Source organism: Mesorhizobium sp. M0408 (assembly GCF_040321495.1).
Taxonomy (GTDB): Bacteria; Pseudomonadota; Alphaproteobacteria; order Rhizobiales; family Rhizobiaceae; genus Mesorhizobium.
Map to the genome: position 1 here is coordinate 1 of NZ_JAMYRO010000006.1, position 12,649 is coordinate 12,649.

A 12,649-nucleotide genomic window follows, 5' to 3' on the forward strand; every position below is an offset into this window, starting at 1 on the left:
CCCCCCCGTTTTAACCCCAAAAATACAAACTCCGCCCCGCCGCCCCCCCCCCCCAGGGGAAGGGGCCCCGGTGTACTTTTGACCCCGCCCGCTTTTTTTTGCTCTGGGCGCCCGCCGGGCCCCCCCGGGGGGCCCGCGGCAAGTCACGGATGTACTGGCGGTCGCGCGAGAAGCGCGCCGGAGCGAAAGACCCCGACAAGCCGAAGCAGCAGATTGCTGCCGGCCCGGCCAAAACGCTCCCGATCAGGCTACCAAGCATGGGAAGGCGGGATTTTGTCCCGCCTTTTTGCTGTCTGGATTTTAAACGCCGACAATTGGCGAAACCGGCGATACAGCTCCTTCTCCCCGTCTCTATACGGGGAGAAGTGCCCGGCAGGGCGATGAGGGGCAGCGCGACGCATCAGGACTGCCCTTCGCCAGGCCAAGCACGACATCACAACAAAGGCTGGCGCCGCCCCTCATCTGGCTGCCGCCATCTTCTCCCCGTACAGTGACGGGGAGAAGGACGCTTTCGCCGAAGCTTTCGCCAATTGTCAACGTTGCTCAGCAAAGTCGGCGAGTTGCACTCAACCCACCCACTCCAGCGGCACGTGCCCCGGATCGGCCTCGACCCTTTTCAGCCAGGCGGCCACCGCCGGATAGGCGTCGAGCTGAAACCCGCCCGTCTCGGCGGTATGCGTATAGGCATAGAGCGCGATGTCGGCGACGCTGAGCGCATTGCCAGCGAAGAAGCTGCTCCCGGCCAGGTGCTTGTCCATGACGCCGAGCGCCTTGTTGCCGCGCTCCAGCGTCAGCGCCAGCCGCTCGGGCGTTGCGTCCTTGGCTCTTTCAGGGAAGGTCAGCAGCGCCCTGCGCACGGCGATATAAGGCTCGTGGCTGTATTGCTCGAAGAACAGCCACTGATAGGCCAGCGCGCGTTCGTATTTGTCCGCCGGCAGAAACCGCGTGCCTTCGGCGAGATGGAGCAGGATGGCATTGGATTCGGCCAGCCGGCGGCCGTCGTCGAGTTCGAGCAGCGGCACCATGGCGTTCGGATTTTTCGCGACATAGTCGGGTTTGCGCGTGTCGCCGGTGTGCGAGCTGACCTCGACATTGGTGAAAGCGATGCCGAGCTTGGCCATCAATAGGCGCGGCTTGTAGCAATTGCCGCTGTCGATCATTCCATAGAGTATCATCGGTGCTCCCCCTTGCTCGCAACCACCCGTCTCAGGGATTGATCCAGCCTCTATCGCGGCAGCGGCGGCTTCATCCAGTGATTTGTTTTGGCGTAACCATCAGCGCCGCTGATGCATTCAGCCGAACAAGGGGATGACGTTGTTATCCCTGCCAAGCAGCCTGTCGATCGACAGAGGCTCTTCGTCAAACAGCGTACCGGCCAGCGCCGGCCGGGCAAGGTAAAAGCCCTGCAGCAGGTCGACGCCGCCATCCAGCGCGACACGCAGATGCGTGGCGTTCTCGACGCCTTCGACCAGCACCTTGGCGCCACGGTCGTGCAGCGTCGAAACCAGCGGCCGGAAAAACCGCTCGGCGGCGGCATGGCGGCAGAATTCTGCGAACCAGGTGCCGTCGATCTTGACGATGTCGGGCTGCACCAGCGCTACCCTTTCTTCGGTCGAATGCCCGGTGCCGAAATCGTCGATGGCGATGCGGACGCCGTCGCGCCGCATCTCGCGCGCCAGGCTGACAAGCACCTTGTCGCCGGCCGCCTGCTCGGTAATCTCGCAGACCAGCATGCCGGGATGCAGGCCGAAATCCGTCAGATGCCTGGTCATCAGCCTGATTTCGGCCAGCGCCCGTGCGGGGTCATCGTTGATCAGCGGATTGTAGTTGAAGAACAGGTCGAGCCCGTCGACGCCGATGTTGCGGAAGTTGCGCAAATGCAGCACCCGGCACATGGTTTCGACAAACAGCCGATCCGCTGCCGGCACACCTTCGAAGAAGATTTGCGGCGCCACCGGCCTGCCTGCACGATGCGGCTCGATCAGTCCCTCGACCGCGACGGCGGCGAGAAACCTGCCGCGCGGCGCGAAGACCGGCTGGTAGGCGCTCCTCAGCCGGAATGCGCCGTAGACGCCATATTCAATGCCGACCTCGTCGGCAAAGATCGCTTCGCCGACCTTGCGCCGCATGTCGGCCCGCCCGGTCACGATGCCACCCTGCGGCCAAAGGCCCGCATCGGCCGCCGCGATGGCGAAACGGCCGCGGGAACTTTGTCCTTATCGGGCGACACCGCTGATGCTTGCCCGGCCTTGTCGAAGACGTGAAAGCTGGTAGGTGCAAGCTCCGGGCGTGCCAGCACGAAGCCTTGCACCATCGAGGCGCCCGACTTTTCGGCAAGCTCGAGCTGCCAGCCCGTCTCGATGCCCTCGAATACCGTACGGATGCCTTGCTCTTCGAAGCTTGTCACCATAGCGGTCAGCAAGGCGAAGCCGGCACCAGACTCCATCAGCGTCATGATCCAGTCGGCGTCGAACTTGACGATGTCTGGCCTGAGTTCCTTGATGCGATTGATGTCGGATTCGTCCGCGCCGTAATCGTCGACGGCAATGCGCAAACCATTGCCCCTGAGCGCCTCGACGAAATTGTAGAGCGTTTCCTGCGACGCCGATTTCTGCTCGGTGACCTCGCAGACGACGCGGCGCGGATCGATGTCGGCCTCGTGCAGCACCAGCCGCATGTCGCGCAGCGCCTTGTCGGCGATGCTGCGGTCGGTGAACACCGATGGATCGAAATTGATGAAGATGGAGGCGTCTCGCGGCAGGCAGGCGCCGGCGTTCAGAAGGTGCAGCGTCCGTGTCAGCGCCTCGATATGCAGGCGGTCGACCGCCGGACAGCTGTTGAAGAAACTCATTGGCGGCTGCGGCTCGCCTTCGCGGAACGGCCGGATCAGCCCCTCGAACGCGACGACGGAAAGCTTGCCCTTGTTGAAGGCGAAGATCGGCTGGAACGCGCTTTGCAGCGTATAGACCCCCCAGACACCGCTGGCGGTGCCGTCATCATGGCGGATGATATGGGCAAGCCCGATGCTGCGCGTCACGGTTCCTCGCTGTGCGAGACTGGCGGACCGGCTACGGTCCCTGCCGTTCTAGCTTTTACCGATCGTTGGTGAATTTATTGTTGCCAGCATTGCGCGCTGGCTCATTCGACAATGCCTGTGCTGGGCTTGCGCTTGACCAGACGATGCGACATGAGAGGCGCCGCGGCGCCTTCGCCCGCCGGTCCTTTCTGGAGATATCTGTCATGGCCTTTCTTGCCGACGTCCTTTCCCGCGTAAAGCCTTCCGCGACCATCGCGGTGACGCAGAAGGCGCGCGAGCTGAAAAACGCCGGCCGCGACGTGATCGGGCTGGGCGCCGGCGAACCGGACTTCGACACCCCCGACAACATCAAGAACGCCGCGATCGAGGCCATCCGCCGCGGCGAGACGAAGTATCCGCCGGTATCCGGCATTGTGCCGCTGCGCGAGGCGATCGTGAAAAAGTTCAAGCGCGAGAACAATCTCGACTACCGGCCGGAGCAGACCATCGTCGGCACCGGCGGCAAGCAGATCCTGTTCAACGCCTTCATGGCGACGCTGAACCCCGGCGACGAGGTGATCATCCCGCGGCCCTACTGGGTGAGCTATCCCGAAATGGTGGCGATCTGCGGCGGCACCTCGGCCTTTGCCGACACCTCGATCGACAACGGCTTCAAGCTGACGGCGGCCGTGCTGGAAAAGGCGATCACGCCGCGCACCAAATGGCTGTTGATGAACTCGCCGTCGAACCCCTCGGGCGCCGCCTACACCGAAGCGGAACTCAAGGGCCTGGCCGACGTGCTGTTGAAGCATCCCCATGTCTGGGTGCTGACCGACGACATGTACGAGCACCTGACCTATGGCGACTTCGTCTTCAAGACCATCGCCGAGGTCGAGCCTAAGCTCTATGAGCGCACGCTGACGATGAACGGCGTGTCGAAGGCCTATGCCATGACCGGCTGGCGCATCGGCTACGCGGCAGGCCCGGTGCCGCTGATCAAGGCGATGGACATGATCCAGGGCCAGCAGACCTCCGGCGCCTGCACCATCGCCCAATGGGCGGCGGTCGAAGCGCTGAACGGCCCGCAGGATTTCATCCCGAAGAACAAGGCGATCTTCCAGGGCCGGCGCGATCTCGTCGTCTCGATGCTCAACCAGGCGCGCGGCATCACCTGTCCGTCGCCGGAGGGTGCGTTCTACGTCTATCCCTCCTGTGCCCAGCTGATCGGCAGGAAGACCAAGAGCGGCAAGGTGATCGACAGCGACGAAACCTTCTGCTCGGAACTGCTCGAGGCGGAGGGCGTGGCGGTTGTTTTCGGCTCGGCCTTTGGCCTCGGCCCGAACTTCCGCATCTCCTACGCCACGTCGGAGGCTCTGCTCGAAGAGGCCTGCACGCGCATCCAGCGCTTTACCGCCGCGCTGGTCTGAGACGTTTCAGCCGCCATACTGCTCGTCGTTCACCTTCTCCAGCCAATCGACATGCACACCCTCGAGCGCCTCCTGCATGGCGATGTGGGTCATCGCCGATTTGGGCGCGGCGCCGTGCCAGTGCTTTTCGCCGGCCGCAAAGGAGATGACGTCGCCGGCCCTGATCTCCTGCAGCGGCCCGCCCCAGCTTTGCACGAGACCGGCACCGGATGTGACATAGAGCGTCTGGCCGAGCGGATGCGTGTGCCAGTGGGTGCGGGCGCCGGGCTCGAAGCTGACCAGCGTGGCTCTGAGCCGCGCCGGCGCCTCTTTCTCGATGATCGGCGTCTGCAAAACCCGGCCAGTGAAGTATTTTTCCGGCGCAACAATCGTCGGCACGCTGCCGCAGGCAATAATCTTCATCGTCGCAAGTCCTCGATTCAATCCAGTGTCTTAGACCCTACCACTTTCGTCCGATGCCGGCTGCATCTCCTGCCGGCTGCGGGCAAAACGCGGCCAGAACAGACCGGTCCGCGTGCGGTAAGCGTCGTAGGCATCGGCCAACCTTGTCCGCGAAAATTTTCGCTCTTCGTCCAAGGCTGCGATCACGTAGATCGTAACGATGCCGGCGACCGGCACCACCGCCCAGACCGACCAGGTCGCGATACCCCATCCGATCCAGAAGATGATGTAGGACGTGTAGAACGGATGCCGGACATGGAGATAAGGGCCTTCGGTCACCAGGCTGTCGGGATTGTCAGGATCGAATGCGAACCGCAGCCGCGCCTTGCGGGAGACCGAGATCGCCCACCAGAACAGCGCCGAGCTTGCCAGTTCGACGGCGAGCCCGCCGATCTTCGCCGCCACCGGCTGCCGCTCGATCCACAGCAGGGCAAGAAAGAACAGCGCCGTGCCGACCACGACGGCCGAAATGATCATCGCGCCTTGAGACATGGTCTGCGACTGGAAATGCGCGCGCATCGACCAGGCATATTGGCCGAGCGTCGCGATGCTGCTGATCGAGAGGAGAAGGTCGAGCGTGGATTCCATCATCAGGGTCCCGGGGTTAGCTGTGGTGGATTCGTTCATCATACCCGGCGCAAGCCGAGAAATCATTTCTTAACCACCGTTCTAAACAACATGGTGACCTCGGCATGCGATGTTGACCTGGAGACAATCCCAAGGTCCAAACCAGATATGGCCGTTTCCCACCGCACGATCCGCACGCCGCAAGCGGATTTGCGCCTCAGCCAGTCGTCGGGACCCGGCATCCCGCTTGTCCTGATCCATGGGTCGGGCAGTTCGCGCGCCGTATTCGCCCGCCAGTTCGACAGCCCGTTGGCCGCTGCCCATCGGTTGATTGCTTTCGACCTGCCCGGCCACGGCGAATCGTCGGACGCCCGCGATCCGGCGACGGACTACACCATCGCCGGCCTTGCCCAGTCGGCGGCCCAGCTCCTCGATGTTTTGGGGATCGGCCGCGCCGTCGTCTTCGGCTGGTCACTTGGCGGGCACGTGGCAATCGAACTCGCGAGTTTTCACCGCGCCGTCGGCGGGCTGATGCTGACCGGCGCGCCGCCGGTATCGAAGGGTCCTTTCGGCATGCTGCGCGGCTTCCACGCGCATTGGGACATGCTGCTGGCGTCCAAAAAGACGTATTCCGAACGCGATGCCGAGCGCTTCGAGACGCTGTGTTTCGGCGACACCGCCGATCCGTCCTTTCGCCAAGCCATCCTGCGCACCGACGGCCGGCTGCGCGCCGCGGTGACGCGCGGCATGCTCACCGGCAAGGGCGCCGACCAGAGACAGGTGGTCGAGCAGGCCGCGTTTCCGGTCGCTATCGTCAATGGCGAGAACGATCCGTTCGTCCGGCGCGGCTATTTTGAGACGCTCGCCTACGGCTCGCTGTGGGAGCATTGCCACATCATCTCCGGCGCCGGGCATGCGCCTTTCTGGGAGCGTGCGGACCTGTTCAATCCGTTGCTCGCGCGCTTTGCCGAGACGGTGGCGGTGCAGCGTGTGGACGCACCCCCGCTGGCGTCGCGCCGAACCGGCACCGGCTGAACCGGCCCCAACTTCAAATCCCTTCAACCTCAAATCCCTTGCCCTCCCGGCCTGCCCGTGGGACGATGCCCTTTGGGTAGGTGGCAAATTGAAAAAAGCCTCGCCCGCGACGGCCGACAGGCCGGCCGCCGCTCACAGGGAAACGCCTGAGTGGAGGTCAGCCATGGGTACTCGCGCCGGAGGACGACGCACGGGACCGAAATGCATTGCCATAGTCGGTCCCTTCGCAAGCGGTAAGACGACACTTCTCGAAGCCATACTCGCCCGTACAGGCGCCATTCCCCGCCAGAATCCCGTTTCGTCCGGAAATACCGTTTCCGATCATTCGCCCGAGGCGCGCGCTCACGGCATGAGCGTCGAGGCGACCTTCGCCACCACCGATTTCATGGGCGAGCCGTTCACCTTCGTCGATTGTCCCGGCTCCATCGAATTCTCCTTCGAAGCCGAGCCGGTGCTGGCCGCCTGCGACGTCGCCGTGGTCGTTGCCGAGGCCGACGAGAAGAAGATCCCTGCCCTGCAGCTGATCATGCGCAAGCTCGACGATCTCGGCGTGCCGCGCATGCTGTTCCTGAACAAGGTCGACAAGGCGATAGCAGGTGTGCGCGACACGCTGAAGATGCTGCAGCCGGCAAGCTCGGTGCCATTGCTGCTGCGCCAGATCCCGCTGCGCAAGGACGGCGTCGTCATCGGCTCGATCGACCTCGCTCTGGAACGTGCCTACATCTACCGCGAATATGCCGAGAGCGAGGTCGCCCAGATCCCGAGCGACGACAAGGCGCGCGAGCTCGAGGCGCGCTTTTCCATGCTGGAGACGCTCGCCGACCATGACGACCGGCTGATGGAGCAATTGCTGGACGAGATTGAACCGCCGAAGGATGCGATCTTCGACGATCTTGCCGCCGACCTGCGCGACGGCATGGTGACGCCGGTGCTGATCGGCACCGCCGAGAAGGGCAATGGCGTGCTGCGCCTGTTGAAGGCGATCCGTCACGACGCACCCGACATCGAGGCGACGCGCCAGCGCCTCGGCGCTCCCGATGGCAATGCCACCGTGGTCCAGGTGATGAAGACCATCCACACCGCGCATGGCGGCAAGCTGTCTGTGTCGCGCATCCTGTCCGGCCAGGTCGCCGACGCCGCCGAGCTGTTCCTTTCCAATGGCGAAACGGCAAAGGTCTCCGGCATCTACAAGATGCTCGGCAAGGACCAGGTCAAGCTGACTTCGGCCAAGGCCGGCGACACGGTCGCGCTCGGCAAGCTGGACGCCGTCAGGACCGGCCAGACGCTGAGCTCGACCAAGGGCGGCATCCAGCCGCTGGTCACGCTGGCGCCGCCGCAACCGGTCTTCGCCTTCGCGCTGCGGCCGAAAGAGCGCAAGGACGAGGTCAAGATGTCGGCGGCCATCCAGCGCCTGGCCGAGGAAGATCCCTCACTCAACCTGCATCACAACCAGGATTCGGCCGAAACCGTGCTGTCCGGCCATGGCGAGATGCATCTGCGCGTCGTGCGCGAGCGGCTGGAAGGCAAGAACCAGATCCCGGTCGAAGGCCATGTGCCGGCCGTGCCCTACCGCGAGACGATCCGCAAAGCGACGCAGCAGCGCGGCCGCCACAAGAAACAATCAGGCGGCCACGGCCAGTTCGGCGACGTCGTGATTGAGATCAAACCGCTGCCGCGCGGGTCAGGCTTCCAGTTCACCGATACGATCACCGGCGGCGTCGTGCCGAAGACCTACATCCAGTCGGTCGAGACCGGCGTGCGTGACTACCTGAAGTCCGGGCCGCTCGGCTTCCCGGTCGTCGATGTTGCCGTCAACCTTTCCGACGGCTCCTACCATGCGGTCGATTCGTCCGACATGGCCTTCCAGATGGCGGCGAAGCTGGCGATGAAAGAAGGCATGGCCGCGTGCTCGCCGGTGCTGCTCGAGCCGGTGATGAAGGTCGAGATCGTCACGCCGTCCGACGCGACGTCGAAGATCATTGCGCTGATCCCGCAACGGCGCGGCCAGATCCTCGGCTACGACGCGCGGCCCGACTGGCCCGGATGGGACGTCGTCGAGGCGACCATGCCGCAAGCCGAGATCGGCGACCTCATCATCGAGCTGCGCTCGGCCACGGCGGGTGTCGCCAGCTACCGGGCCGTCTTCGACCACATGGCCGAACTCACCGGCCGGTTGGCCGACGAGGCGCTGAACGCCAACGGCAAGGCCGCCTGAGCTGCCTTTGCGGCCCAACAGGAAACGGCGCCCGGCTGATCCGGGCGCCGTTTCTTGCGGACCGTCTTCGTGGGAGGCGAAACGGCAGGTCCGCCGCATGCTTGCCGCCGGTGTTTTGGCGGAGGAAGGTTCGGACGCGGTAGCTGCCTGAGCCCGGGTCGTCCGAGTGATGCCCCCATCCCCCGGACGAGCCACACCGCGTCCTGTGCTCTGCTTAATCGATTTGGCGCGCCCGCGGGATGTTACCCGAGGTTACATGTCACTGTTACGCGACCGTTCCGGCCGATTTTCTGGCGATGTGTTGGTTTCGGGCAACAAAAAAGCCGGATCAATGAAGACCCGGCTGAGTTTGATTGGAAGTGCCTGTTAAGGCTAACCTCCAGAGGGGAACACTCGAGAGCGCTAATGGGAGGAGAACGCGCTCAGGAGATGAGCTATTTATGTGCTCTTCATGCCCAAGAAACAAGCATCTATTTTGCAACACTCACATGCAAAAAGGCGCCGGCTGTGGTCTAATCCGTCCCGAAGCGCAATAGGACCAGTTGAATCGCTGAAATACAGCCTGCGGCAAGGCAAAAATCGATCCGCGGCCGCGAATCAGCAGCGATTCCTGCTCGGAAAGTCGAAAAACGCAGGATGACGTGGAATCGTGCAGCACGCGTTTGTTTTTTCGGCAGCCAGACCTTGCTGGTGCATGCCGCCCAAAAGCCCGCCATCGAGCTTGACCTGAGGGTGCAGCGGTTTGGGTTACATGCCGGACAAGACCTGAAGCGCGTTGCAGGAGACCGTTCAAGGCCGCGCCCGTAAGGAGAGCTATATGCGAGCCACTTCGGCGATCGCCGGCAGCGTCATCTTCCTTGCTGTAGCGCCCGGCGTGGTCGCCGGACTGTTGCCTTGGCTGCTGACCGATCGCTATCGCCTGCCCTGGTCGAGACTGCCCGGTTTCGTTCCTGTGGGCTGGCTGCTGGTTGTCGCCGGCACAGCCATACTGCTGCACGCCTTTGCCCGGTTTGCCCTGGAGGGCCTGGGTACCCCCGCCCCGGTCGCGCCGACCGAAAGGCTGGTCGTCGGCGGCATCTACCGCCATGTCCGCAATCCGATGTACGTCGCCGTGCTGTCGATCGTCCTCGGCCAGGCACTGCTGTTTTCGAGCTGGACGGTCGCCGCCTATCTAGTCATCGCCGCGGCCGCCATGATCTCCTTCGTGAGACTATATGAGGAACCGACGCTTGCCCGCCGCTACGGCGACGAATACGAGGCCTACCGCCGTGCCGTACCAGGCTGGCTGCCCCGCCTGACACCTTGGCGCGGCTGAAGCAGGCTCCAACGCTACGTCACCACGGCAGCGGGCCGTCCTCGTTCGAGAACGTGCCCGTCGGACCGCTAGCGTCGAGAAGTGCGAGGCGCACGGGCTCCCGCGCGGCCTGTTCGACGGTGCGCGGACCTTCGAAGTTGTTCAGCTCCGTCGCGGTGTAGCCCGGGCACGCAGCGTTGACCTTGATGCCGGTCTCCTCGAGCTCGATGGCGAAGGCGAGCGTCATCGCGTTGACGGCCGTCTTCGACGGGTTGTAAACGGCGCCAAACGAAGTGCGGTACGGAAAGGCCGGATCCGCGTTCAATGTCAGCGAGCCGGCGCCGCTCGATACGTTGACGATACGCGCCGCCGGCGCCTCACGAAGGAGCCGCAGCATCGCTTGCGTGACGGCGACGATGCCAAACACGTTCGTCTCGAACACCGCGCGTACGTCGTCGAGGGAGGCAACGCTCGGGCGGCCCGAGTTGATGATCTCCTCGAACGACGTGCCGGGCTTTCCCGCGTGGGAGATGCCCGCATTGTTCACCAGCACATCGAGGCGGCCGATTTCGATGCGGATGCGCTCTGCCGCGGCGGCGATCGAGGCCTGGTCGGTGACGTCGAGCTGCAGGGCGTGGGCATCCCCTCCAATGCTCTTTGCGGCTGCCTCCGCATGCTCGAGCCTGCGCGATCCTAAGAGCACGGTAAGGCCGTTCGCCGCGAGGTCCTTGGCGATCTGAAGACCGATGCCCTTGTTGGCCCCGGTGACCAGGGCGACGGGTTTGTCCTGCATGGTAATCTCCTTTTGTGCACCGATGTGTGGCCAACACCGCCTTGCCGTGCTAGATACAAGTCAAGCGGAACCACGTTCCACATATATCCGGAACAATGTTCCGTTTGCAAGAGGTAATTTGATGGGCGAAAAAACGCCGAACGGCAAAACGGATCAAGGCGATGGTCTGGAACCCCGCGACCGCGCGGATCGGCACGTGCGCGCCGACGCACGGCGCAACATCGACGCGTTGCTCCGGGCGGCCATGGCGGTGTTCGCGACCTCCGGCGTGGAGGCTCCGGTGCGAGAGATCGCGGAAAAGGCTGGCGTCGGCGTCGGCACCGTCTACCGCCATTTTCCACAGCGCTCGGACCTGATCGTGGCCGTCTTCCGCAACGAGGTTGACGCCTGTGCGGACGCCGCGCCGATCCTGGCCGGAAAGCATGAGCCCGGTGAAGCGCTGGCCCTGTGGATGCAGCGCTATGTGGATTTCATCACGGCAAAACGCGGCCTCGCGGCAGCCTTGTACTCAGGCAATCCGGCCTTCGACACTTTGCCTGCCTATTTCAACCAACGACTCCGGCCCGCGCTTCAAACATTGCTGGAGGCGGCGGCCGCGGCCGGCGAGGTGCGCGCCGATATCGAGCCGGGCGACCTGTTGGGGGCGGCCGCCAGCCTTGCCATGCCGGCACATGGCGGCGGCCCTGCCCAGGCGCGGCGCATGGTTGCCCTGCTGGTCGACGGTTTGCGCTACGGCGCCAGCACGCTGGCGGATACGCGTTCCTAAAGCGCGTTGCGTTCGACCGATCTCATGCGACGCGCTTTAGGTTCTTGTTTGATGCATGTCGTTATCGCAAAACCGCTGCACACTTTTGCGCGACATGCATTAAATCAGAACGACCAGCTGCGCGCCTTGGCGATGATGAAATCGCGGAAGACATGCAGCTTCGCCTGGTTCTTCATCGCGTCGGGATAGGCGAAATAGGTATCGAAGGACGGCACTTCGGTCTCGGGCAGCAACTGCACCAGCCCGGAATCCTTGCTGACCACGTAATCGGGCAGCATGGCGATGCCGGCGCCGCCCTGCACCGCCCGCTTGATCGACAATATGTCGTTGATCTGCAGCGTCGGCACCCTTTGCCCGCCTTCGAAATCGCCGACCGTTTCCAGCCAGTTCAGTTCCGACAGATGCGCCGGCACCGGCACGCCGAAGGTGACGATGCGATGGGTTTTCAGCTCGGCGATCGAATTCGGCTTGCCGTATTTGTTTACATAGGATGGCGCCGCGTAGAGATGAAAATGCACGGTGAACAGGCGGCGCTGGATGAGGTCGGGCTGCTGCGGCTGGCGCAGCCGGATGGCGCAGTCGGCCTGGCGCATCGTGAGATCGAGCTCCTCATTGGCCAGGATGAGCTGCAGGCTGACCTCGGGATAGAGCTCGATGAATTCCTGCACGCGCTCGGTCAGCCAGCCGGCGCCGAGGCCGACCGTGGTCGTCACCCTGAGCACGCCGGAGGGCCGGTCCTTGGTTTCGGTCAGTCGCGACTTGATGGTTTCGAGCTTCATCAGCACGTCGTGCGCCGTGCGGAACAGCATCTCGCCCTGCTCGGTCAGCACCAGGCCGCGGGCGTGGCGATTGAACAGCGGCACGCCGACGTCATGCTCGAGCGCGCTGACCTGCCGCGAGATCGCCGATTGCGACAAATGCAGTGTCTCGGCGGCATGGGTGAACGACCCCGCTTCCGCCGCGGCGTGAAACACGCGTAGCTTGTCCCAATCCAACGCCATGATTTCCCCTCGTCCTGTTTTCTGGCGTCCGCCTGTTTTCGGCGTCTGAATGAAAAATCAGGCTTTTGCGCGGCTTTTCTCAGCCGCTTATCGA

12 protein-coding genes are annotated in these 12,649 nt (G+C 63.7%); 5 read left to right on the top strand and 7 right to left on the bottom strand.

The genetic code is table 11. The features are described from left to right. Positions 1 to 566: 566 nt before the first annotated feature. The 3 genes from NKI67_RS08640 to NKI67_RS08650 form a co-directional block, all read right to left on the bottom strand. Positions 567 to 1,175 carry a glutathione S-transferase family protein gene (locus NKI67_RS08640; protein ID WP_352644982.1) on the bottom strand — a complete coding sequence of 203 codons (609 nt, stop codon included), beginning with the start codon at positions 1,173 to 1,175 and terminating at the stop codon, positions 567 to 569. 117 nt (positions 1,176 to 1,292) lie between these two features. Continuing rightward, the gene (locus tag NKI67_RS08645; protein ID WP_352622192.1) at positions 1,293 to 2,147 is read right to left on the bottom strand and encodes an EAL domain-containing protein; all 855 of its coding nucleotides are present in this window, start codon (positions 2,145 to 2,147) and stop codon (positions 1,293 to 1,295) included. Further along, entirely contained in the window at positions 2,144 to 3,037 is an 894-nt protein-coding gene (locus NKI67_RS08650; protein ID WP_352458412.1) for an EAL domain-containing protein, read from the bottom strand. The genes NKI67_RS08645 and NKI67_RS08650 overlap by 4 nt, the downstream gene beginning before the upstream one ends. 203 nt (positions 3,038 to 3,240) lie before the next feature. On the opposite strand from NKI67_RS08650, the gene NKI67_RS08655 reads away from it, so the two are divergent. Beyond that, positions 3,241 to 4,443: a pyridoxal phosphate-dependent aminotransferase gene (locus tag NKI67_RS08655; protein ID WP_352644985.1), complete on the top strand. Its 1,203-nt coding sequence runs from the start codon at positions 3,241 to 3,243 to the stop codon at positions 4,441 to 4,443. A 6-nt stretch (positions 4,444 to 4,449) separates the two neighbouring features. Here the strand turns inward: NKI67_RS08655 and NKI67_RS08660 are convergent, their stop codons facing one another. Both NKI67_RS08660 and NKI67_RS08665 read right to left on the bottom strand, forming a co-directional pair. Continuing rightward, a complete protein-coding gene (locus NKI67_RS08660) occupies positions 4,450 to 4,845 on the bottom strand; it encodes a (R)-mandelonitrile lyase (protein ID WP_023678338.1) in 396 nt (131 codons plus the stop codon). A 30-nt stretch (positions 4,846 to 4,875) separates the two neighbouring features. Next, positions 4,876 to 5,475, bottom strand: coding sequence for a methyltransferase family protein (locus NKI67_RS08665; RefSeq protein ID WP_352644987.1), 600 nt, complete (start codon positions 5,473 to 5,475; stop codon positions 4,876 to 4,878). 144 nt (positions 5,476 to 5,619) lie between these two features. Here NKI67_RS08665 and NKI67_RS08670 point away from each other — a divergent pair, with 144 nt between their 5' ends. The 3 genes from NKI67_RS08670 (at position 5,620) to NKI67_RS08680 (ending at position 10,016) form a co-directional block, all read left to right on the top strand. Continuing rightward, a complete protein-coding gene (locus tag NKI67_RS08670) occupies positions 5,620 to 6,486 on the top strand; it encodes an alpha/beta fold hydrolase (RefSeq protein ID WP_352644989.1) in 867 nt (288 codons plus the stop codon). A gap of 163 nt (positions 6,487 to 6,649) precedes the next feature. Beyond that, on the top strand, positions 6,650 to 8,701 hold the full coding sequence (locus tag NKI67_RS08675; RefSeq protein WP_352458409.1) for an elongation factor G: 2,052 nt from the start codon (positions 6,650 to 6,652) through the stop codon (positions 8,699 to 8,701). Positions 8,702 to 9,518: 817 nt separating this feature from the next. After that, positions 9,519 to 10,016, top strand: coding sequence for a methyltransferase family protein (locus tag NKI67_RS08680; RefSeq protein ID WP_023678342.1), 498 nt, complete (start codon positions 9,519 to 9,521; stop codon positions 10,014 to 10,016). Positions 10,017 to 10,035: 19 nt separating this feature from the next. On the opposite strand, the gene NKI67_RS08685 is transcribed toward NKI67_RS08680, so the two are convergent. Then, positions 10,036 to 10,788, bottom strand: coding sequence for an SDR family oxidoreductase (locus tag NKI67_RS08685; protein WP_352458408.1), 753 nt, complete (start codon positions 10,786 to 10,788; stop codon positions 10,036 to 10,038). 121 nt (positions 10,789 to 10,909) lie between these two features. On the opposite strand from NKI67_RS08685, the gene NKI67_RS08690 reads away from it, so the two are divergent. Continuing rightward, a complete protein-coding gene (locus NKI67_RS08690; protein WP_352458407.1) occupies positions 10,910 to 11,554 on the top strand; it encodes a TetR/AcrR family transcriptional regulator in 645 nt (214 codons plus the stop codon). Between the two features lie 104 nt (positions 11,555 to 11,658). Here the strand turns inward: NKI67_RS08690 and NKI67_RS08695 are convergent, their stop codons facing one another. After that, positions 11,659 to 12,555 carry a LysR family transcriptional regulator gene (locus NKI67_RS08695; RefSeq protein ID WP_023678345.1) on the bottom strand — a complete coding sequence of 299 codons (897 nt, stop codon included), beginning with the start codon at positions 12,553 to 12,555 and terminating at the stop codon, positions 11,659 to 11,661. Positions 12,556 to 12,649 lie beyond the last annotated feature (94 nt).